Here is a 22319-nt window from a genome sequence, read left to right on the forward strand (position 1 = left end):
GGAACTTTCGTCCCACAGGGCCTCAGGCTTCATCATGCTCGTCCGATTCGAGATGACGGGAACATAACAGAAGGCCGGAGGCGCCGCCGAGACCGCGACGATGTCACATCAGCGCATCAAGCGGGCCGGGAGCGCCATAGGAGGCGAGTTCGGGGCTCCAGCCCTTGAGCAGCGCAGGGACGCGGGAGGCCGGCAGTGCCTTGGAGTAGAGAAAGCCCTGCGCAAAGTCGCAGCCATTGGCCCGCAGATAGGCTGCCTGTGAGAACGTCTCAACGCCCTCGGCCACGGTCTCAATGCCAAGACTCTGACCGAGATTGATGACGGCGCGCACGATGGCGGCATCGTCGATATCGTGCTCGATGTCATGCACGAAGGAGCGGTCGATCTTGATGCGATCAACCGGAAACTGCTTCAGATGGCTCAGTGACGCGAAGCCGGTGCCGAAATCGTCGAGTGCGATGCGGATGCCGGCCTGATTGAGGATCTGCAGGCTCTGACGGACCATCTCCGTTCCACGGCCAAGGAACACGGTTTCGGTCACCTCTATGGTGAGCCGCTCCGCGCCGAGGCCCGCGAGGTCGAGAGCGGTAAGCACGCGTTCCGGCAACTCGCCATGGGCGAATTCGGGTGAGCTGACATTGATCGCGACATGCCCATACTCGCAGCCGAGCGCGGTCCACTGTGCCATGTCGCGCGTGGTCAGCTGCAGCAGACGCTCGCCCATCTCGACGGACAGATGGGGATCCTCGAAAATCGCGCTGAACTCCTGCGGCCCCAGCACGCCGCGACGCGGATGCCGCCAGCGCAGCAGCGCCTCGAAGCCGACAATGGCTCCGGTCGAGAGCGACACTTTCGGCTGATAGAAGGGCTGGAACTCCCCGTTTTTCAAACCAAGCCTGACGCGGGCGGCTAGTTGCACGCGGTTCTCGGTCGCCTTCTGCATGCGCGGATCATAGCCGATCGCAATGCCCCGACCGGCGGATTTGGCGCGATAAAGGGCGATGTCCGCGTTCTTCAGTAGGGTGGAAGGGTCGGTACCATGATCCGGCGCCACGGTCACACCGATGCTGCCGCGGCAGGACAGAGAGGTGCGCCGATACTCGAAGGGCAGGCTCAGCGCGGCAAGGATGCGTTGCGCGACGATCATGCCGTCATCGGCATTTTCCATGCGCGACAGCAGCACGATGAACTCGTCGCCGCCGAGCCGCGCCACCGTGTCCAGCTCCGACACACTCGCCATGAGCCGCCGCGCCACCTCGATGAGGAGCGCGTCGCCGGCATCGTGGCCAAGGGTGTCGTTGACGTCCTTGAACTGGTCCAGGTCGACCAGCAGTACCCCGACATAGCCCCCGCTGCGGCGCGCGCGGCGCAGGGCAATATCCAGCTTGTCGCGCATGAGCCCCCGATTGGGGAGGTCGGTGAGCGCATCATGATTGGCCATGTGCCACATGCGCTGCTCGGCCTGCTTGCGCTCGGTCACGTCCTGCATGATGCCGAAGGCGCGCGCAGGGACGCCGTCCTCGATCTCCAGTTCGCAGCTCTGGCGGATCAGGCGGTGTTGGCCCTGGGCGTTGACGAAGGGCAGCTCCATCTCGAACGCCTCGCCCGTGCGCAGGGCATGCACGAATTTGCGCCGGAAGTGACGCCGCGCCTCAAGCGGGAAGTGGGCCAGTGCGAGTTCCTCGGTCGGCTCGCTGGTGGGTGGCAGACCGTAGATGCGGTAGACACCGTCCGACCAGCTGAGGCGGCGGGTGGCGACGTCCAGTTCCCAGCCGCCAACCTTGGCGAGCCTCTCCGTCTGCGCCAGCAGGGTCTGCCGCCGCCACAGCTCGCGACTCTGCATTTCCAGCAGGCTCTGGCTGGTCCGGCGGTGCTCGAGTTCCCTCTTGGTTCGACGCGTCGCCTCATGCAAACGGAACTGATCGACGATTATCTTCGTGAGATGCAGCACGATCTCGCGCTCATCGGACGCCAATTCGCGCGGCTCGGGCCCGAACATACAGAGCGAGCCGATGTTAAGCCCCGGACGCAGCGCAATGGGTGAGCCGATATAGAAACGGATATAGGGATCGCCGACGACATAGATATTGTCGCGAAAACGCGGATCGTCCCGTGCATCCGGGACCACCAGCATTTCCTCGGTCATGAGAGTCCAGGTGCTAAAAGAGTGTGCCCGTGACGTGCCTTCGGCCTGCCCAAAACCCGAATTCGCCTTGAACCACTGGCGATCCCGGTCGACCAGACCAATGCAGGCCGATGGCAGGTTGAACATCTTGCGCGCGAGAACGCACACCCCATCCAGAACGGCGGAGGGCGGCGAGTTCAGTATGTCGAGCGCGTGCAGTTCTGCTAGCCTTTCCGCCTCATTCTCGGGAATCGGAAAGGACATTTCGCACCTGGTGAGGCGGGCGGGAGCAGAGCCGTTCGGAACAGGGCGGGTGATCAGCCGCAGCCCAGCTCCAATACAGGCGGTTCAGAAGATACCGTCATTTCACCACCAACGTGACGGCGCGACAATAGTCGCTCACTCCGCCGCGGGGCGCTCCGTCGCGACCAGCCCACCGGCTTCCTCGATGAAGCGCGCGACATCGGCCACGCCCTTACCCTCGCGGATATTGGAGAAGACGAAGGGCCGTCGGCCGCGCATGCGCTGGCTGTCGCGGTCCATCACCTCAAGCGACGCGCCAACGAAGGGAGCGAGGTCGATCTTGTTGATGACGAGCAGGTCCGAGCGGGTGATGCCCGGCCCCCCCTTGCGCGGGATCTTCTCGCCCGCCGAGACGTCGATCACATAGATGGTGATGTCCGCCAGTTCCGGCGAGAAGGTCGCGGCAAGGTTGTCGCCACCCGACTCGATCAGAATGAGGTCGAGTCCCGGGAAGCGCCCGCGCATCTCGGCCACGGCCGCGAGATTTGCCGAGGCGTCCTCGCGGATCGCCGTGTGCGGACAGCCGCCGGTCTCGACGCCCATGATCCGATCCGCCGGCAGCGCGCCGGCGCGGGTCAGGATTTCCGCGTCTTCCTTGGTGTAGATGTCATTGGTGATGGCGCAGAGATCGTAGCGATCGCGGAAGGTCCGGCACAGCGCCTCCATCAGCGCCGTCTTGCCGGAGCCGACGGGCCCGCCGATGCCGACCCGAAGCGGTCCTGTGGCTTGCCTGGTCATTCAATGTCCCCTCACCTGTCAGCTCCTGAAGAGCCGCGTATACTGTGTCTCATGGCGCATTGAGGCGATGTCGGATGCAAGCGCGCTGCCGCCGAGGCGCTCAAGCGATTCACTCGCTGCCGTCACAGCCACCTCGCGCACGACCGGCGTCACCGCGGCCATGGTCCGGTTGCCGTCGCTCTGGCCGAGCGGCACCAGCCGCACCGCGGCGGAGATGAGATTCGCCGCGACGGCGCCAAGATAGGCGGACAGCGTCGCCGGCAGCGGCAAGCCATGCGCCGCAGCAGCTATGCCAACGGCGGCGGGATAGGCGACGCGTCCGCTCCAGATATCCGCCAAGCGATCCAGAACCGGGGCGGGCCACGCCAGGCGCGTCGCGGCGACGAAGGCATCCCCCTGGTTCAACGTCTCCATCTGCCGTTCGCGCGAGGACGCGAAGGCGGCGGCGAGTTCGAGCAGGTCGCGCAAGGCAGTGTCGTCGCCGCTGGCCGTTGCCCGGTAGGCATGGGCAAGGAGGACGGCGTCGGTGAACGGGCCGCCGTGGTGAAGGAGATCGTCCACCCAGCTGATGAGGCCATGAACATTGCCAACCGCGCCCGTCTCCACCGCCCATTCAAGAGCGTGCGAATAGGCAAAGGCGCCGACCGGGTAGGCCGGCGACAGCCAAACGAATAAAGGCAGCAGGTCCGTGGCCGGCGCCACCGCCCCCTTCGCCCCGCTCATGCGCGTTCCCTAATGGCCGTGGCGATGGCCGGCCGCATGGCCATGATCGTCATGCGTGTGGTCGCCATGCTTGTGCTCATCGTGCGCGTGATGGTCATGAGCATGGTCATGACCGCAGCCGCAGCCGGCGTCGTGCTCATGCTTATGCGCCGCGCCATGATCGTGCACATGCAGCACGTCGCGCGCCGGAGCATGGTCGTGATGCTCATGGTCGTGATGCGCGTGACCATGATGTTCATGGCCATGGTGCTCATCATGCGCGTGGTCATGACCGCAGCCGCAGTCCTCGCCATGGGCGTGATGATGTCCATGATCGTGGTGACCATGATCGTGGTTCGCATGGCCGTGCGCCTCGGCCGCCTCGTAGGCACCGCCCTCAGGCTCGAACGCCGCCTCGACGATGGAAACTGTGGCGCCGAGGCCGCGGGCCATGTCCTCGAGGACGGAATCACGCGCGATGCGGATGCGGTCGGCCAGCAATTCGGCCGGCACGTGGCGGTTGCCGAGATGCCAGGCGAGACGCGCGAGATGATGCGGATCCTGCGCCACGATTTCTGCGACCGGCTCTTCAGCGGCAGCGACAGCGACTATGCGGCCATCATCAAGCAATAGGCCGTCCCCGTTCTTCAGACGAGTTGCGTCTTCCAGATCGAGCAGGAACGCCACGTCGCCCTCCCCGCGCATGGCGATGCGGCGGCGGTGGCGGCCGTCATGCGGCAGCACGACGCGATCAGCGGCGCTGGCGGCCTCCCAGCTGCCGGCGGGCAGGATCGAACGGGCACGGATCATGGTCAGTCTCCTCGGAGCATGTCCCCGCAAAGGTGGTGTGCCATTGCGGCGATGCCATGCCCCGGCTGATGGATTTCGGCAGGCGCGTGCGCGCCTGTCGATGCTTAGAACAGGAAGTAGCGCTGCGCCATCGGCAGTTCGCTCGCCGGCGCGCAGGTAAGAAGTTCGCCGTCCGCGCGGACCTCGTATGTCTCGGGATCGATCTCCAGATGCGGCGTCGCGCTGTTGTGGATCATCGAGGCCTTGGAGATGCCGCCGCGTACATTTGAGACGGCGACGAGGCGCTTTTCCAGCCCGAGCTTGGCGCCGACATTCAACTCGATGGCGGCCTGCGAGACGAAGGTCAGGGAGGTCGCGGTGCGGGCCTTGCCGAAGGCACCGAACATCGGCCGGTAGTGGACCGGCTGCGGGGTCGGGATGGAAGCATTCGGGTCGCCCATCTGCGCAGCGACGATCATGCCGCCCTTCACCACCATGTCCGGCTTGGTGCCGAAGAAGGCGGGCGACCAGACGACGAGATCCGCCAGCTTGCCCACTTCCACCGAACCGATGTGATGCGCCAAGCCGTGCGCGATGGCGGGGTTGATCGTGTATTTGGCGATGTAGCGCTTGGCGCGCGCATTGTCGTTGCGCTCACTGTCGCCCGGCAGAAGCCCGCGCTGCAGCTTCATCTTGTGCGCGGTCTGCCAGGTGCGCGTGACCACCTCGCCGAGCCGGCCCATCGCCTGACTGTCCGAGCTCATCATCGAGATGGCGCCGATGTCGTGCAGGATGTCCTCGGCCGCGATGGTCTCCTTGCGGATGCGGCTCTCGGCGAACGCCAGATCCTCGGCGATCAGCGGGTCGAGGTGATGGCAGACCATGAGCATGTCGAGATGCTCATCGAGCGTGTTGATGGTGAAGGGCCGCGTCGGATTGGTGGAGGACGGCAGCACATTCGGCAGGCCGACCACCTTCATGATGTCCGGCGCATGCCCGCCGCCCGCGCCCTCCGTATGGAAGGCATGGATGGTGCGGCCCTTGAAGGCGGCGATGGTGTCCTCGACGAAGCCGCTCTCATTGAGCGTGTCGCTGTGGATCATGACCTGGATGTCGTGATCGTCCGCCACCGACAGGCAGTTGTCGATCGCGGCCGGTGTCGTGCCCCAGTCCTCGTGGAGCTTGAGCGCGCAGGCGCCCGCCTCGATCTGCTCGACCAGCGGGCCCGGCAGCGACGCGTTGCCCTTGCCGGAGAAGGCGAGATTCACCGGGAAGCTATCGGACGCCCGCAGCATCATCTCGATGTGCCAGGGGCCGGGCGTACAGGTCGTCGCATTGGTGCCCGCCGCCGGGCCGGTGCCGCCGCCGAGCATGGTGGTCACGCCGCTCATCAGCGCGTGCTCGATCTGCTGCGGGCAGATGAAGTGGATATGGCTATCGAAGCCGCCGGCCGTGATGATCTTGCCTTCGCCGGCGATGATCTCGGTCGAGGCGCCGATGATGATGGAAACGCCCGGCTGGATCGCCGGGTTGCCCGCCTTGCCGATGCCGCAGATGCGCCCGTCACGGATGCCGATGTCGGCCTTCACAATTCCCCAATGATCAAGGATCAGCGCGTTGGTGATGACGGTGTCCACCGCGCCGTCGCCGCGCGTCACCTGCGACTGGCCCATGCCGTCGCGAATGGTCTTGCCGCCGCCGAACTTCACCTCCTCGCCATAGACGGTGAAGTCCTTCTCTACCTCGATGACCAGCGAGGTGTCGGCGAGGCGCACACGGTCGCCCGTGGTGGGGCCGAACATTTCGGCATAGGTGGCGCGGGAAATCTTGATCGACATGGCGTTTCCGTTCGGCAATCGGGCGAGCGCGAAAAAGGGAAGCCGGCTCAGAGCCGGCCCATCACGGTCTGGCGGAAGCCATAGACTTCCCGCTGGCCCGCCAGCGCGACGAGCTTAACCTCACGGCTCTGGCCGGGCTCGAAGCGAACGGCGGTGCCGGACGGAATGGCGAGCCGCATGCCGCGCGCGGCATCGCGATCAAAGCTCAGCGCGGGGTTGGTCTCGAAGAAATGGTAGTGGCTGCCGACCTGAATCGGCCGGTCGCCCGTGTTGGCCACCGTGATGGCGATGATCTCACGCCCGGCGAGCAGCTCAATGTCGCCCTCCTCCACCAGCACCTCGCCCGGCGGCGGCACGACATGGCTGGAGGGAATGGGCTCGTGAACGGTGACAAGCTTGGTGCCGTCGGGAAACGTCGCCTCGACCTGAATGTCGTGGATCATGTCGGCAACGCCGGGCATGACCTGGTCGGCGGTGAGCACCTGCGTCCCAAGCGTCATCAGCTCGGCCACCGTCTTGCCGTCGCGCGCGCCTTCCACCACCACATCGGTAATGAGCGCCACCGCCTCGGGATGGTTGAGCTTGATGCCGCGCTCAAGGCGACGGCGCGCTACCATCGCGGCCATGGCGACGAGGAGCTTGTCCTTCTCGCGCGGGCTGAGATTCATCGGTCAGGTCTCCGGCTGTGCAGGCAATGCGGGGTGGTTTCGGCGCGGGGCGGCACGACCATGCATCAGAGGTGCCATAGCGTACGGTGGCATCAGGAGTGCCATATGCGGGGCACCTCATTAATGCCTAGCGCGGGAATGACACGGCGGATGGCGGCGTCGAGCGGCGCGCCATCGCGCGCCAGCAGGCGAATGCTCACCATGCCGTTCCAGGCGCTGGCGCCGGCGTCGAGATGCTCCGGCAGACCATCTGGAAGGTCGAGTGCCGCGCGCACCGCCTCCAGCCGGCTCTCCGCGTCGGGCGCGATGAGGAGCAGCGTGGCAAAGGCGGCCCAACCACCCGCACAGGCCCGCCGATCGAGCGTTGCGGCGATGTCACCCTCAAGCACCATGCCGTCGGCATAGACCAACTGCCCGGCCCTGCGGATGCGCCAGCTGTCGAGCAATTCGCCGCGCGTGAACCGCTCGCCCCGCGCCGTACGGCCGAGGATCACCGGCTCGACGAGCAGAAGGCGCGCGTCGGCACCGACATCGGCTATGATCGACCGCCTCAGGCGCGCGCCATCGAACAGGATGGTCGGCTGCGGCATCCACTCGATGGCGGCGCCCGACGCGGCCGCGAGGTCGACATCGACACGCGTGGGCGCGCCGTCGGAGCGGTATACCTTCTCCGCCGCCTGGGTGGTGACCACAAGTTGGGCGGAGGATGCTGCGCGGATGATCGCCTGAGAGCTATCGCCCCCGGTCAGCCCACCTCCTGTATTGAGCAGAACCGCTTCAAGCGCGCGGCGGCGACGGCCGGACAGCGGAAAGCGGGCGCGGGCAAAGCCGGCTTCCTCGATATGCGTGCGCACCGTCCGCCCGTCGATGCCGACCGCTTCGATCCGCAACCGTCCATGCCCGCGCCGTTCGACCGGAATCGTGGCGGCGGCGTCAGACGGCAATTCGATTGCGTACATCCGGATCCTCAAGGGCGGCGCCGTCGCCCGACATCACCACCGCGCCGCGCTCCATCACGATGAAGCGATCAGCCAGTTCCTTGGCGAAGTCGAAATACTGCTCGACCAGCACGATGGCGATATCGCCCTTGCTGCGCAAGTAGCGGATGGCGTTGCCGATATCCTTGATGATCGAGGGCTGGATACCCTCGGTCGGCTCGTCCAGAACCAGCACCTTGGGACGCATGACCAGCGCCCGGCCGATGGCGAGCTGCTGCTGCTGCCCGCCCGACAGGTCGCCGCCCCGCCGGCGCATCATCGAATCGAGCACCGGAAAGAGGGAAAACACGTCGTCCGGGATGAAGCGATCCGCGCGCTTGAGCGGGGCAAAACCCGTTTGGAGATTCTCGGCCACGGTCAGCAGCGGGAAAATCTCGCGTCCCTGGGGCACGAAGGCGATGCCACGGCGCGCCCGCTCGGACGGCGCCATGGACGTGATGTCCTCGCCGTTGAATAAGATCGCGCCCTTGGCGACGGGCGCCTGACCGACAATGGCGCGCATCAGGCTGGTTTTGCCCACGCCGTTGCGCCCGAGCACGCAGGTGACCTTGCCGGGCTCGGCCACCAGCGAGACCCGGCGCAACGCCTGCGCGGCACCGTAGAAGAGGTTGACGTCCTGAACTTCCAGCATGGCGCCTAGCGTCCCAGATAGACTTCGATGACGCGCTCATTGGCGCTGACCTGGTCGAGCGTGCCCTCGGCCAGCACGGAGCCTTCATGCAGGCACATGACCCGCACCCCGAGATCGCGCACGAACGTCATGTCGTGCTCGACAACCACAACCGAATGGCCGTTGGCGTTGATCGCGCGCAGCAATTCGGCGGTCTGCGCCGTTTCGGCGTCGGTCATGCCGGCGACCGGCTCGTCGACCAACAGAAGCTTCGGATCCTGCGCGAGCAGCATGCCGATCTCGAGCCACTGTTTCTGGCCGTGCGAGAGCTCGCCGCCCAAACGATTGCGATGATCGCTGAGCTTGATGGTCTCGAAGATCTCATCGATCCGCTCCCGTGCCGCCGCGCTCTCCCGCCGGAAGATGTTGGGCAGCGCCGAGCGCTGGTCCTTGAGCGCGAGGCGGAGATTATCGATCACCGTGTGGCTCTCAAACACGGTCGGCTTCTGGAATTTGCGGCCGATGCCAAGCGTGGCGATCTGCGTCTCGTCCAGCTTGGTAAGGTCGGTAATGCCGCCGTTGAAATAGACGTCGCCCTTGTCCGGGCGGGTCTTGCCGGTGATGACGTCCATCATCGTGGTCTTGCCGGCGCCGTTCGGTCCGATGATGGCCCGCATCTCGCCGGGATCGACAGTGAAGGACAGGGAATTGAGCGCCCGGAAACCGTCGAAGGTCACGGTGACGCCGTCGAGGTACAGCAGCGCCTCGGTCAGCGACTTCTTCTCGGCGCCGAGGCCATCGGGAGCTTCAGGAGCCACCATATCGATCGCGTTCATCGTGGGGCTCCTCATTCGGCCGGCTTGGGCGAGGCGAGCGGAGCGTCGGCCCCGTCCGGCGGCGGCCGCCGCTTCTCGCGCCACTCATAGAAGGTGCCGACGATGCCCTTGGGCAGGAACAGCGTCACCGCCACGAACAGCCCGCCGAGCATGAACAGCCAGTAGGGGGCGAGCATGCCCGAGGTGAAGTAGGTCTTGGCATAGTTCACCAGCACGGCGCCCAGCGCCGCCCCGACCAGCGTGCCGCGCCCACCGACCGCCACCCAGACGATGATTTCAATCGAGTTGGCCGGCGAGAATTCGGACGGGTTGATGATGCCGACCTGCGGCACATAGAGCGCGCCGGCGATACCCGCCAGCATGGCGGAAACGACGAAGGCGACGAGCTTGTAGTTCTCCGCCCGGTAGCCGGTAAAGCGCACCCGCGTTTCCGCATCGCGGATGGCGATCAGCACCTTGCCGAAATGCGAGCGCACAAGGAAGCGGCACAGCACGTAGCCGAGACCAAGGGCCAGGGCGGAGAGGACAAAGAGAACAAGGCGCGTGCCGTCGGACTGGATGTTGAAGCCGAGAATGTCCTTGAAGTCGGTCAGGCCGTTATTGCCGCCAAAGCCCATGTCGTTTCGGAAAAAGGCCAGCAGCAGCGCGAAGGTCATCGCCTGGGTGATGATCGACAGATAGACGCCGGTGACGCGGGAGCGGAAGGCGAACCAGCCGAACACCAGCGCCAGGACGCCGGGCGCCAGCAGCACCATCACCGCGGCGAACGGGAACAGGTCGAAGCCGTACCAGAACCAAGGCAATTCCTTCCAGTTCAGGAACACCATGAAGTCCGGCAGCACCGGGTCGCCATACACGCCGCGCGTGCCGATCTGGCGCATGAGGTACATGCCCATCGCGTAGCCACCGAGCGCGAAGAAGGCGCCGTGGCCGAGCGAGAGGATGCCGACATAGCCCCAGATCAGATCAACCGAGAGCGCAAGCAGGGCGTAGCAGAGATATTTGCCGAGCAGAGAGACCACATAGGTCGGCACATGAAGCGCCGAATCCGGTGGGGTCAGCAGGTTCAGCGCCGGCACAAGGATCGCCGCCGCTGCGAGAATACCGAGGAAAATCAAGCCACTGGGCGCAAGAAGCGCGGGCTGGCGCGTATCGGTCGTGCTCATGCTTCGATCGACCTCCCCTTGAGGGCGAAGAGGCCTCGGGGGCGTTTCTGGATGAAGAGGATGACGATGACGAGCAGCGCGATCTTGCCGAGCACGGCGCCGGCATAGGGCTCGAGCAGCTTGTTGGCGATGCCGAGCGACATGGCGCCGACCAGCGTGCCCCACAGATTGCCCACGCCGCCGAAGACGACGACCAGGAAACTGTCAATTATGTAGCTCTGCCCGAGGTTTGGCGAGACGTTGTCGATCTGGCTGAGCGCCACGCCGGCGATCCCGGCGATGCCCGAGCCGAGGCCGAAGGTCATCGCGTCCACCCAATTGGTGCGGATTCCCATCGCCGCGGCCATGCGCCGGTTCTGCGTGACGGCCCGCATTTCGAGGCCGATGCGGGTGGTGCGGAGTACAGTGAGGAGTGCAATGAAGACAATCAGTGCAAAAACGATGATCCACAGCCGGCCCGAGGTGATCGCCAGGTGGCCGATGTCGAACGAGCCGGACATCCAGCTCGGCGCGCCCACCTCGCGGTTGGTCGGGCCGAAGATGGTGCGGATCGCCTGCTGCAGGATGAGCGAGATGCCCCAGGTGGCGAGCAGCGTCTCCAGCGCCCGCCCATAGAGGAAGCGGATCACCGTGCGCTCGATCAGCACGCCGATCAACCCGGTGAACAGGAAGGCGAGCGGGATGGCGATGATGAGCGACCAGTCGAACAGGCCGGGATAGCTCTGCCGGATCAGTTCCTGCACGACGAAGGTGGTGTAGGCGCCCAGCATGACCATCTCGCCATGCGCCATGTTGATGACGCCCATCACGCCGAAGGTGATGGCGAGGCCGATGGCGGCGAGCAGCAGCACCGAGCCCAGCGAGACCCCGTACCAGACATTCTGCGCCACGCCCCACAGAGCGAGGTTGCGCTCGATCCCGGCAATGGCGTCGGCGGCGGCCTGCTTCACCTCGGGCGAGGCGCTGTCGGGCACGCTGCGCAGGATGGCGAGCGCGTCCTGATTGCCCTCGGCGCCGACGAGCTGCACCGCGGCGATGCGCTCGGCCGGCGAGATGCCCTCCTTGGCGATGAGGATGGAGGCGCGCGCCAGCGTCAGCGCCGTCTTGACCTTGGGGTCCGTCTCCTTGGCGAGCGCCGTCTCCAGCGCCGGCAGCGCGGCCTCGTCGCGCGAGCGGGCGACGGCAACCGCCGCGTCGATGCGCTTGGCCGGGTCCGGGCTCACAAGGGCGAGCGCGCCGCTCGCCGCCTCGATGGCGCGACGGATGCGGTTATTGACGCGCACCGGCTTCACCGCCGGGGCATCGGCCACCGGCTGGAGCGTCGCCGCGTTCACCAGCCCGGTCGCGGTGCTGATGAAGAGCTGGCGCGGCGCGGTCGTGGAATAGACCAGCTTGCCGTCGGCCAGAGCGCTGACGATCTGCGCCGCGGCTGGGTTGCCGCTCAAAGCGAGCGCGCCGAGCGCGGCTTCGGTGTCGTTGTAATTGTCGTTCGCGAGCTGCGCGAGCGGGGCGCTGATGTCCTGCGCCCGGGCGGCGCGGGAGGCGGTCAGCGAGCCGGCCAGCACGGCGCACAGCGCGAGCAGGGCGACAAGGAGGGCGCGGCCAGAACCGCCAGGTCGTGCGCGAGAGGTCATCATCATCCGTCGGTGAGCGGAAGCTGGCGGCCGAAACAGGTCCGGCGGCGACGGCACAGCGGCACGGGAGCCTTCATTGTCGGGCAGAATCCTCTGGCCGGCAGGGCGTCACGGCGCCGCGGGTGCCGGCCGCCCGTGGAGCACGTTCCGATCTGATTGCACCGCAATCAGATCGGTAAAACGTTCTCCATCGGAAACTGAGAGACTGATTACCGATCAGGTTGTTTCAACCTGATCGGATCAGGCTCCGGGCGGCCGGCGGGAGGCGGAGCGATCAGACGGTGCGGCTCACTGGCCGGCGCCGCCGCACTTGCCGGTCTTGACGTTGAAGTTGCCGCAGTTGAGCGGCTTGCGCCAATCGGAGATCAGATCCTTGGAGCCTTCGAGGTGGGGCGACCACTCTTCGGCAACGATCAGGCCGGGGGTCTGCTCGACGATGTCGAACTGGCCGTCGTCCTTGATCTCGCCGATGAGCACCGGCTTGGTGATGTGGTGGTTCGGCATCATGGCCGAGTAGCCGCCCGAGAGGTTCGGCACGGCGACGCCGATGATGGAGTCGATCACCGCGTCAGGATCGGTGGTGCCGGCCTTCTCGACCGCCTTGACCCACATGTTGAAGCCGATGACGGTGGCTTCCATCGGGTCGTTGGTCACGCGCTTGTCGTTCTTGGTATAGGCCTTCCACTTGGCGATGAACTCCTTGTTCTCGGGAGTATCGACCGACTGGAAGTAGTTCCACGCCGCGAGATGGCCGACCAGCGGCTTGGTGTCGATGCCGGCGAGCTCTTCCTCACCCACCGAGAACGCCACGACCGGGATATCGGTCGCCTTGATGCCCTGGTTACCGAGTTCCTTGTAGAACGGCACGTTGGCGTCGCCATTGATGGTCGAGACGACGGCGGTCTTCTTGCCGGCCGAACCGAACTTCTTGATGTCGGCGACGATGGTCTGCCAGTCGGAGTGACCGAACGGCGTGTAGTTGATCATGATGTCCTCGGCCTTGACGCCCTTGGACTTCAGATAGGCTTCGAGGATCTTGTTGGTCGTGCGCGGATAGACATAGTCGGTGCCGGCGAGCACCCAGCGCTTCACGCCTTCGTTTTCCATCAGGTAGTCGACCGCCGGGATCGCCTGCTGGTTCGGGGCGGCGCCGGTGTAGAACACGTTGCGCTCGCTCTCCTCGCCCTCATACTGGACCGGGTAGAACAGGAGGCCATTCAGCTCCTTGAACACCGGCAGCACGGACTTGCGGGACACCGAGGTCCAGCAGCCGAACACGACCGCGACCTTGTCCTTGGCGAGCAGCTCGCGCGCCTTCTCGGCGAAGAGCGGCCAGTTGGAGGCCGGATCGACCACCACCGCCTCGAGCTTCTTGCCGAGCACGCCGCCCTTGGCGTTCTGTTCCTGCACCATGAACAGCACGGTGTCCTTCAGCGTGGTCTCGCTGATCGCCATGGTGCCGGACAGCGAGTGCAGCACGCCGACCTTGATCGTTTCCTGGGCCTGCGCGGGCAGGGCCGCGCCGGCAACGGCAAGCGCAGCCGCGCCGAACGCAGCGCGAGCAGCTACGCGCCGCGCCTGAGTGAACAGGTTGAGCATCTTCTTTCCCTTCTGGATTTCAACACGCAGGACCCCCGTCCGCGTGCCGGGAAATGTTCTGCAATGCGCGTGCCAAACCATGCAAAGCGGTGGCCCGGCACTCCTGCGGGAACAGTTCGAAATTCGCAGGAGACACCTGCACAAAAGTTGGGCGGCAGATCCACCAATTGAGCGGATCGGATGCGACTTAGGTCTTATGTGTATACATTATCGACCTGAAGCGGCCTCGGGCACCGCATGTTGAAGGCGTCCGAGCGCCTGATCGAGCGTCGCATCGGTCTTGGCGAAACAGAAGCGCACCACGCTGCGCACCGCATCCTGCGCATAGAAGGCCGAGACCGGAATCGCGGCCACGCCATGCGCTGTTACAAGGCGGTGGCAGAATTCCTCGTCGCTGACCTCCAGCTTCAGAGGGGCTAGATCGACATTGAGGAAATAGGTGCCGGACGAGGGCAGCACCGGAAAGCCGGCCTCGGACAGGCCGCGCGCCAGCCGGTCACGCGAGCGCTGGAGGCTGGCGCGCGTGCCGAGGAACCAGTCCTGCGGCTTGCCGAGGCCATAGGCCACCGCGTGCTGGAGCGCGGGCGGCGTCGTGAAGGTGAGGAACTGGTGCGCCTTGGACAGCACCTTCATCAACTGTGGGGCGGCGCAGACGAAGCCGACCTTCCAGCCGGTCATGCCGAAGATCTTGCCGGCCGAACCGATCTTCACGGCGCGCTCGCGCAAACCGGGCAGAGCCAGCACCGACACCGGCTCATGGCCGTCGAACACGACATGCTCCCACACCTCATCGCTGACGAGCACCGCGCCGGCCCGCTGGGTGTAGGTGGCGAGAAGGTCGAGCTCGGGGCGGGAGAAGACGCGACCGGTCGGGTTGTGCGGGTTGTTGAACAGCACGAGGCGCGTGCGCGGCGTGAAGGCGGCGTCCAGCGCCGCCTCGGTGATCTGCCAGTGCGGCGGCACGAGACGCACGAGGCGCGGCACGCCGCCTGCCCGCTGCACCAGCGGCAGATAGGCGTCATAGAGCGGCTGTAACAGCACCACCTCGTCGCCCGGCTCGATCAGCGCCAGCAGCGCGCCGGCGATCGCCTCGGTGGCGCCGGAGGTCACCATCACCTCGGCGTCGGGGTCGAGGTCGAGCCCCTGCCAGAGCCGATAGTGATCGGCCACCGCGCGGCGCAGCTCCGGCACGCCCATCATCGGCGGGTACTGGTTCCAACCATGCAGCACCGCTTCCGCCGCCTTCTCGCGCACGTCGAGCGGGCCGGGGTCATCCGGGAAGCCCTGGCCGAGATTCACCGCCTGATGCTCGCGCGCGAGGCGCGACATGGTCTCGAACACCGTGGTCGGCAGATCGGCAAACAGAGAGTTCATTCCACAGCCCCAGAACGGATACAGAGATTTTGGACACGGACAACGTGTCCTTATCGATCCGACCGGGACAAAAGGAAAGAGGTGGCGCGTGGCGCGGGAGGGTCAGACCACGTAGTTGGTGGTGAACATCAGAGCCCGGTTGTCGGCGCTTGCCGAGCAGGTTCCGCCCGAAAGGCCGGAGACGGCCGTCATGGGGTGATCGTGGCCGTGAGGCTCGCCATCACGGCGCCGCCCGAAGGAACGGCCGATCACGCCGGCCGATCAGACCGCAAGTGCCGCATGATTGTCGAAGCGCAGGTCTTTCTTCACCCGCGCGCTGACTCCCAGTGACTCACCATCCGTCGCCAGCAGCGCGATCTCGCCGAGCCCGCTGGTGGCGAGGAACTGCCCGGCCTGCCGCGTCGGGGCGAGGCCGCAGCCATCCACCAGCGTCAGCGCGCCGATAAAGCGCCCGTCGCGGCGCCACACCGCGACGCGGTTGCCGCGCGGGCTGGCGGCGGCGACATAGGCGCCGGAGGCATCGAACGCCACCGAGCCGACATAGGTGCGCAGTCCCCGCCATTCGGCGTCCGGCGCGTCGAAGGCGGTCAGCCGCTCGCCTTCCACGGCGTAGAGCAGCGGGCGGGCGATGCCGTCGGCGAGCAGATCCTGCGCGGCGATCACGGTGAAGCCATCCGGCGCGCTGGCCAGATGCCGCAGCGACAGGGAGGCGAGATCGTCGCTCAACGCCGCGACGCCTCGCGCGGCCCCGCTCATGGGATCGAGCAGCGCGACACTGGCGCCGGCGATCTCCGCGCCCACCGCTTCCGGCGTGTGCGGCTCGACACCGCCATTGGCGACGATGAGCGTTCCGCCGACGGGGAGGAGATCATGCGGGCCGATGCCGGACGAGGCCCATTCCGCCTCGATGGCGAAGCCCGCCTCCGGCACGCGGCGGGTGACGACGCCCTGCCCGCTCGCCCGCTCGATCTCCACCGCGAGGAACCGCCGCCCGTCCTCGATGAATCGTCCATGGCCGGAGAACACCCGCCCCTCGCCCGGCTCGAACCGCGCCAGCACGGTGCCGCTGCGCCGGTCGAAGACGATGGCGGTGGTGCCGGGCCGCCGCGCCACGGCGATGGCGGTGCGCCCGTCCGGGCCGGGCTCCACCCAGTGCAGCCGCTGTCCGGCCGCGCCGACCGGCGTCGCCTCCATGTCGGGCGACAGCAGCACCGGCGCGAAGCCCTCGCCCACGCCGGCGGTGCCGACCCATTCGGTCTCCATCAGGTCGCGCGCATGGTCGTCGGCATGAGCGGCGCCGCCGAACAGAAGGCGCGGCGCAGCCACCACCGTGCCGAGCGTGCCGAGCAGGCCGCGACGGGAGACGCCGGAGGGGGAGCGGTCGAACAGGCCCATCGGTGCCCCCTCAGTCGCCGTCGAGCGCGTTGAAGCCGAGTGGCACGCCGAGGCCGGAAGCGAGCGGGCTGGCGACGCTCGCCTGCGCCGCCTTGAAGGCGGTGATGGTGGCCTGCAACTGCTTGCGCCCCTGCGGCGTGGTCGCGGCGGCGCCGATATCCTCGGGCAGCGCCTTGGCCGCCGCCTCGGCGCCCGCCATGGTCTTCTCGATGGTCGCCCGCCCCTTGGCGTCGAGGCCAAGCGCAAGCTGGTCGGCCAAGGCGTCGGCGCTGGCGATGATGGCGATGATGGTCTCGCGCGACAGACCGCTGCGCCGCCGGTCGGCCAGCAGCGGCTTGGCGTCATCCGGCGTCTTGCCGAGCACGACGAGCAGGCGCTGGTCGACGACGCGCTGATAGGCGCCGGCGAGGTCGGTCACCATCTGGCTCAGCAGCGCGCCCGGCTCCGGGAAATAGACGGGATCGGAGTGGCCGGCGATCAACTGGCCGAGCAGGCCGTTCTGCCGGTCGCCCCAGCCGTCGCGCAGCTCCTCGGCGATGGTGGCGAGGTTGAGGGCGATGGCGCGGCCGAGCGCGCAGCGCCGCGCGGCTTCCGGCCCCGTCACCAGTGCGGCCTCCGCGCCGTCGTCATAGAGCACGCGCTCCAGCGCCGGCAGGCCCTGCACGGCGGCGCTCAGGCGGAAGAAATGGTCGGGCTGCAACCGCTCATCCGTCGCGTCGCCAATGATCTCGGCCACCGAACGGCCGACCGCGTTGCGCCGCTCCGGGAACAGGTTGAAGCGGTCCGGCCGCAGCGAGAGCATGACCGGGCCGAAGGTGATGAACTCGACCGAGGCCCAGCCATCGGACACGGCGGCAAAGTGCGACTTGAGTTCGGTTAGGCCCTCAGGGGTCGGCCTGGCGCAGAAGCTGTCCCAGGCCTGAAGCTGCGCCCGTGTCGCCGTCCTCAGCGTGTCGTAGCGTGGCAGCAGCCAGCTCTCCACCACCTCCGGCGCCGAGACGGGCGCCGCATTGGCCCGGCCGACGAACAGGCCGGACAGCAGCGCCGTGGCTCCGGCAAGGACGGGCACGCTTTGCGCCGCATGGCCCGCCACCTGCCCGATCTGGCTTGCCAGCGCCAGCACCAGCGCGAAGGGAGAGCGGTTCATGCGAAATCCTCGGCTCATAGAGACGACACATAGTCGATCAGGATACGGCGCTGGCGGTCATCCAGAGCGTCGAAACGCATCCTGGCGCCACTCGCCTCGCCGCCATGCCAGCCCACAGCCTCGGCGACATTGGTGGCGCGGCCGTCATGCAGCAGACCGAGGCCGCGCGCCAGAGAGCGCGAGAGGCCCGCCAGCGGTGCCGTGCGCCACTCGGCGGCACCGGCGCCGGGCACGCCGGCCGGATCGGCCAGCCCCGTGCCCATATCGTGCAGCAGCACATCGGTGAACAGGGCAAGGTGCCCGCCATCGCGGGTCGGCAGAGAGGGGTGGTGGCAGGCCGCGCAGCCCGTGGCGGCGAACAGCTTGGCGCCGCGTCGGTCGGGCTCGCTGGCGGGTGCCTTCAGGCTGCGCAGATAGGCGTCGATGCGCGAGACGATAGCCTCGGTGATTTCCGGTTCGCCCTCGGCGTCCCGCCCATGCGGGGCGTTGCGGCAGGCGGTCTGCGCCGGCGTGCAGTCGCCCCACGGCTCCAGTCGGCGCGGCGTGGAGAGGCCGAGGTCGAGCGAGAAGGCTTCCGACGTCTGTCCGGCCAGATCGGCATGGCTCGCCTTCCAGCCGAAGCGGCCGATGCGCGAGCCACCCTCGGGCGTCTCCAGCCGCCGTGCCCGCCCGCGCACGCCGTCGCCATTGCGGTCGTCGGGATCTTCGAGCGCGAGAATGGCGGCGTCATCCACCAGTTCCAGCCGCCCGCGCCCGCGCAGATCCGGCGCGACGCGCAGCGTCACCTGCGTGGCGGCGTCCAGCGGGCCATAGCCGAGTTCGTCCGCGTGCGGGATGCGCCGGCCGTTCATCACCGTGACGCCGATGGCGCCCTCCGCCGGCACGCCCGGCAGCGTCATCGTCTCCAGCCGGTGGCCATAGACCGGGTCCGGCCCGCCATCTTCACGGAACAGGCCCAGGACCAGCCCCAGCCCCTCCGGTCGCCCGGCCTGGTTGATTGCCGTCGCCCCCTGCCCGGCGCCGGGATGGCAGGCCGAGCAGGAGCGCGCATCGAACAGCGGGCCGAGCCCGTCATTGGCGCGGGTGGAACTCGGCGCCGGCACCCAGGGTCGCTCGAACAACGCCTTGCCGATGGCGATGTCGAGGCCGTCATCGCCGGCGGTGGCGGGAAGCGGGAGGAGGAAGGCGGCGAGGAGAAAGGGAAGGAGACGTCGGCGACCATGAGCTCGCCGACCAGCGACCAAGGCAGATGCGCCGCTGCGCGGAGTCTTCCCTGGATCCCGGATCGGCGCTCCGGCTTCGCCGTCGCTGGTCCGGTACACGAGGCAAGCGTGTGCGGGAGGGAGAGCCTCCCCCTTCCCGTTTCCCGGACAAGCCGCGCGCAGCGCGGTGCCGATCCGGGATTCAGCGGAAACTGCGCCGAAGGCATCCTTCCCCTCACCGCAGCCCTCTCCCAGACGGGGAGAGGGAGCCGGGTCGGCATGGCCAAACATGCGTGCGCGGGGAATCATCACACCACCCGGAACCAGCCCATCATGCCGGTCTCCATATGTTCGAGGATGTGACAGTGGAAGACCCAGTCGCCCGGCGCGGCGACGAAGGCGATGTCCACCGCCTCGCCCGGCTGCACCAGCACCGTGTCGGCGAAATGCGGCGGCAGGCGGCCCTTGCTGGAGCCGAGCACGGCGAAGGCGTGGCCGTGCAAATGGATCGGGTGGGGAAATCGCGTCTCGTTCTTGATGGTGACGCGGTAGCTCTTGCCCACCTCCATGCGCGCGAGCGGCGGCGGCAGACCAAGGCGCGTGCCGGCCGACCAGGAGACCTGGCCGATCGACCAATAGGTCGCCGCGCCGACGCAGAAGCTCGCCACCAGCGCCTTGGCCAGCGGATCGTCCGGCGGCAGGCCGAGTTCCTTCACCGCCGCATCGGTCGCCTGTTGCAGAGTGAAGGAAAGGGTCTCGGCGCTGTCGAGAGCCGGCACGGGCAGTTCGGGCGGCGGCAGGGCAAGCGGGCCCTTGCGGGGACGCTTCACCCGGCCACGCGCGCTGAGCGTTGCGAAGCTGTAAATGTCTGCCGCACGGTAATCGCCGAACGTCACCGGCGCGCCATTGGCGGGCATGCGCACATGCAGGTCGATGCGCTGCGCCGGACCCATGCGCCAGATGCCGTCCGGCAGGTCGTCGAGCTTCACCGGCTTCAGCGCATGGCCGTCCACCGCGATGAGCCAGGCCTCGCCACCCTCGACGCCAATATCCATCACGCGGGTGGAATCGACATTGAGGATGCGTAGCCGCACATCGCCGCCGGCGGGGGCGTTGAGCGCGAGGCGCGGCTGGCCGTTGCAGGTGCGGGTGGCGCCATAGGTGCCGGCCTTGGAGGCGCCGTCGGCCTCGGTGAGCGGCAGGAAGCTGCCATCGTCGGCGAGGCGCCAGTCCTTGAGGCAGAGCACATGCTCGGCATCGAAGCGCGGGTCGCGCGGATCCTCGACGATGAGCACGCCGACCAGCCCGCGCCCGGCCTGCCCGGTCTCGTCGCAATGGGGATGGAAGAAGAAGGTGCCAGGATCGTCCAGTGGCAATTGGTGCACGAAGCGCGCGCCCGGCTCGACCAGCGGCTGGGTCAGTGGGGGCACGCCGTCGAATTCGTTCGGCATGCGGATGCCGTGGAAATGCAGCGAGCTGCCCTCATGAAGCCCGTTCGCATAGGTCGCCTCGAGCCGGGCGCCGCGCGGCAGGCGGATGAGGCGGAAGGGTTCGCCATCATAGGCGTAACAGGGCGTCGCCGGGCCGTCCGGGCCGAGCAGGCGCATGTCCATCGGTCCGGCGGCGAGCGTCAGCCGCTCGGTCGGCACGAAAGGCGCCGGCGCGCGCGCCTGCCCGAGGCGCGAGGGAGCGATCGCTCCCAGCGCACCAAGGGCCGCGCCCGCGCCGAGAAAGGCGCGGCGCGAGAGACCCGCGCCGCGTGACTTCATGATGGCCTCACTGACCGACCTTGGACGGGTCGTCCAGGCTGTCCGAACCCTCGACCTTGATCTTGAGCTTGAGCGCGGCGACCACGCCCTCGAAGCCGCGGGTCTGGGCGACCAGCGAATCGACGCCGGTCTGCACCAGCTTGTTGCCGGCCGCGTTGCCCTCGCCGATCATCTGATCATAGGCCTCCTTGCCGCTGTCGGCCTCGTCCTTGATCGCCTTCAGCGCGGCGAGCGCGGCGTCGACCTTGGCGTCGGCTTCCTTCGCCGCGTCCGGCGCCTTGGCGGCCGCATAGGCGGCGACCGAGGGGCCTTCCACGACGGTGCCGTCCACGCGGGTGTACTTGCCGCGATAGATCGAGGCGATGCCCAGCTCGTCGTAATAGTGCGAGTTATGGGTGTTGTCGGAGAAGCAGTCATGCTCCTCCTCCGGGTCGTGCAGGATGAGGCCGAGCTTCATCCGCTCGCCCGCCAGCTCGCCATAGGACAGCGAGCCGAGGCCGGTGAGGATGGTGCCGAGCGCAGCCTTGTCCTTCTGCTTGAGCACGGCGGCGCGGGCCTTGCCCTTGGCGCTCCACGCCTTGGCCATGTCCTCGAGGTCGGACACGAGCAGGTCGGTGGCGGCCTTGAGATAGGCGGCGCGGCGGTCGCAATGGCCGTTGGTGCAGTTGGCGGTGTCGTAATCGGTGGCGGGACGCTTGCCGGCGCCCGGCCCGGTGCCGTTCAGATCCTGGCCCCAGAGCAGGAATTCGATGGCGTGGTAGCCGATGGCGACGTTCGACTCGACGCCGCCAGCCTCCTGCAGGCTGTCGAGCAGCTTGGGCGTGATCTTGGTGGCGTCGATGGTTTTCTTGCCGACGCGGATCTTGGTGTTGGCGATCACATTGGCGGTGTAGAGCGGGTTCTCGTCCGAGGCGTCGCCATAGGACTTGGCGTCGACATAGTCGATCAGCCCCTCATCGAGCGGCCAGGCGTTCACGCGGCCTTCCCAATCGTCGACGATGGCATTGCCGAAGCGGTAGCCCTCGGTCTGCTGGTAGGGCACGCGGGCGGCCTTCCAGGCGGCCTTGGCCTTGTCGAGATTGGCCTCGGTCGGCGCGGCGAGGAAGGCGTCGACGGCGGCCTGCAGATCCTTCGCGGTCTTCAGGCTGTCGCCATACATCGCCTCGGCGATGTCGGCATAGGTGACGACGACATCGCGCACCTTCGGCGCGGCGGTGTCGGCGCCGGCCGGGCCGGCCGCTATGAGGGCGCCGAGCGCAACGGCCGCCAGAAGCGGCGCCGCGAACAGGGTTTTGGCTCGCATGGTTTCTCCTCCCGTCGCCCCCAGGGCGTTCGTGATAGGGAGTCCTACGCCAGCACCGGAAGTCGTCGCAAGTGTTCGGGGTGCAGATTAGAACCGTTACACGGTACGCACAACACGAAGACA

The 22319-nt window shown here is 67.3% G+C and carries 18 protein-coding genes; all 18 read right to left on the reverse strand.

The features are described 5' to 3' along the window. Window positions 1–103 precede the first annotated feature (103 nt). The 18 genes from OU996_RS17575 to OU996_RS17660 all read right to left on the reverse strand — a co-directional run bounded on the left by OU996_RS17575 (window position 104) and on the right by OU996_RS17660 (window position 22196). The gene (locus tag OU996_RS17575; RefSeq protein ID WP_267582889.1) at window positions 104–2389 is read right to left on the reverse strand and encodes a putative bifunctional diguanylate cyclase/phosphodiesterase; all 2286 of its coding nucleotides are present in this window, start codon (window positions 2387–2389) and stop codon (window positions 104–106) included. Window positions 2390–2524: 135 nt separating this feature from the next. Next, window positions 2525–3166: an urease accessory protein UreG gene (gene ureG, locus OU996_RS17580; RefSeq protein ID WP_267582890.1), complete on the reverse strand. Its 642-nt coding sequence runs from the start codon at window positions 3164–3166 to the stop codon at window positions 2525–2527. An 18-nt stretch (window positions 3167–3184) separates the two neighbouring features. Next, window positions 3185–3889: an urease accessory protein UreF gene (locus OU996_RS17585; protein WP_420712646.1), complete on the reverse strand. Its 705-nt coding sequence runs from the start codon at window positions 3887–3889 to the stop codon at window positions 3185–3187. Between the two features lie 9 nt (window positions 3890–3898). Further along, window positions 3899–4678 (reverse strand): urease accessory protein UreE, encoded by a 780-nt coding sequence (locus tag OU996_RS17590; protein WP_267582892.1) that lies wholly within the window; start codon window positions 4676–4678, stop codon window positions 3899–3901. A 104-nt stretch (window positions 4679–4782) separates the two neighbouring features. Then, a complete protein-coding gene (gene ureC, locus OU996_RS17595; RefSeq protein WP_267582893.1) occupies window positions 4783–6495 on the reverse strand; it encodes an urease subunit alpha in 1713 nt (570 codons plus the stop codon). A gap of 47 nt (window positions 6496–6542) precedes the next feature. Next, the gene (locus OU996_RS17600) at window positions 6543–7163 is read right to left on the reverse strand and encodes an urease subunit gamma (RefSeq protein ID WP_267582894.1); all 621 of its coding nucleotides are present in this window, start codon (window positions 7161–7163) and stop codon (window positions 6543–6545) included. Between the two features lie 92 nt (window positions 7164–7255). Continuing rightward, on the reverse strand, window positions 7256–8122 hold the full coding sequence (locus tag OU996_RS17605; RefSeq protein WP_267582895.1) for an urease accessory protein UreD: 867 nt from the start codon (window positions 8120–8122) through the stop codon (window positions 7256–7258). Then, window positions 8097–8792, reverse strand: a complete 696-nt coding sequence (urtE, locus tag OU996_RS17610) for an urea ABC transporter ATP-binding subunit UrtE (RefSeq protein ID WP_267582896.1) — start codon at window positions 8790–8792, stop codon at window positions 8097–8099. The genes OU996_RS17605 and urtE overlap by 26 nt, the downstream gene beginning before the upstream one ends. Before the next feature lie 5 nt (window positions 8793–8797). Beyond that, window positions 8798–9592 carry an urea ABC transporter ATP-binding protein UrtD gene (urtD, locus tag OU996_RS17615; RefSeq protein WP_267585742.1) on the reverse strand — a complete coding sequence of 265 codons (795 nt, stop codon included), beginning with the start codon at window positions 9590–9592 and terminating at the stop codon, window positions 8798–8800. Between the two features lie 26 nt (window positions 9593–9618). Then, complete coding sequence (gene urtC / locus OU996_RS17620) at window positions 9619–10773, reverse strand: urea ABC transporter permease subunit UrtC (RefSeq protein ID WP_267582897.1); 1155 nt, start codon at window positions 10771–10773, stop codon at window positions 9619–9621. Then, window positions 10770–12407: an urea ABC transporter permease subunit UrtB gene (urtB, locus tag OU996_RS17625; protein WP_420712647.1), complete on the reverse strand. Its 1638-nt coding sequence runs from the start codon at window positions 12405–12407 to the stop codon at window positions 10770–10772. The genes urtC and urtB overlap by 4 nt, the downstream gene beginning before the upstream one ends. Before the next feature lie 288 nt (window positions 12408–12695). Further along, window positions 12696–14006, reverse strand: a complete 1311-nt coding sequence (gene urtA, locus OU996_RS17630; protein ID WP_267582899.1) for an urea ABC transporter substrate-binding protein — start codon at window positions 14004–14006, stop codon at window positions 12696–12698. 207 nt (window positions 14007–14213) lie between these two features. Then, the gene (locus OU996_RS17635; RefSeq protein WP_267582900.1) at window positions 14214–15380 is read right to left on the reverse strand and encodes an aminotransferase; all 1167 of its coding nucleotides are present in this window, start codon (window positions 15378–15380) and stop codon (window positions 14214–14216) included. Window positions 15381–15641: 261 nt separating this feature from the next. Next, window positions 15642–16775 (reverse strand): DUF1513 domain-containing protein, encoded by a 1134-nt coding sequence (locus OU996_RS17640; protein WP_267582901.1) that lies wholly within the window; start codon window positions 16773–16775, stop codon window positions 15642–15644. 10 nt (window positions 16776–16785) lie between these two features. After that, window positions 16786–17922: an imelysin family protein gene (locus OU996_RS17645; RefSeq protein ID WP_267582902.1), complete on the reverse strand. Its 1137-nt coding sequence runs from the start codon at window positions 17920–17922 to the stop codon at window positions 16786–16788. 14 nt (window positions 17923–17936) lie between these two features. After that, the gene (locus tag OU996_RS17650; protein ID WP_267582903.1) at window positions 17937–19166 is read right to left on the reverse strand and encodes a di-heme oxidoredictase family protein; all 1230 of its coding nucleotides are present in this window, start codon (window positions 19164–19166) and stop codon (window positions 17937–17939) included. A 266-nt stretch (window positions 19167–19432) separates the two neighbouring features. Beyond that, complete coding sequence (locus OU996_RS17655; protein WP_267582904.1) at window positions 19433–20893, reverse strand: multicopper oxidase family protein; 1461 nt, start codon at window positions 20891–20893, stop codon at window positions 19433–19435. 7 nt (window positions 20894–20900) lie between these two features. Further along, the gene (locus OU996_RS17660) at window positions 20901–22196 is read right to left on the reverse strand and encodes an imelysin family protein (protein ID WP_267582905.1); all 1296 of its coding nucleotides are present in this window, start codon (window positions 22194–22196) and stop codon (window positions 20901–20903) included. Between the last annotated feature and the right edge of the window lie 123 nt (window positions 22197–22319).

The organism is Ancylobacter sp. SL191 (genome assembly GCF_026625645.1).
Lineage (GTDB): Bacteria > Pseudomonadota > Alphaproteobacteria > Rhizobiales > Xanthobacteraceae > Ancylobacter.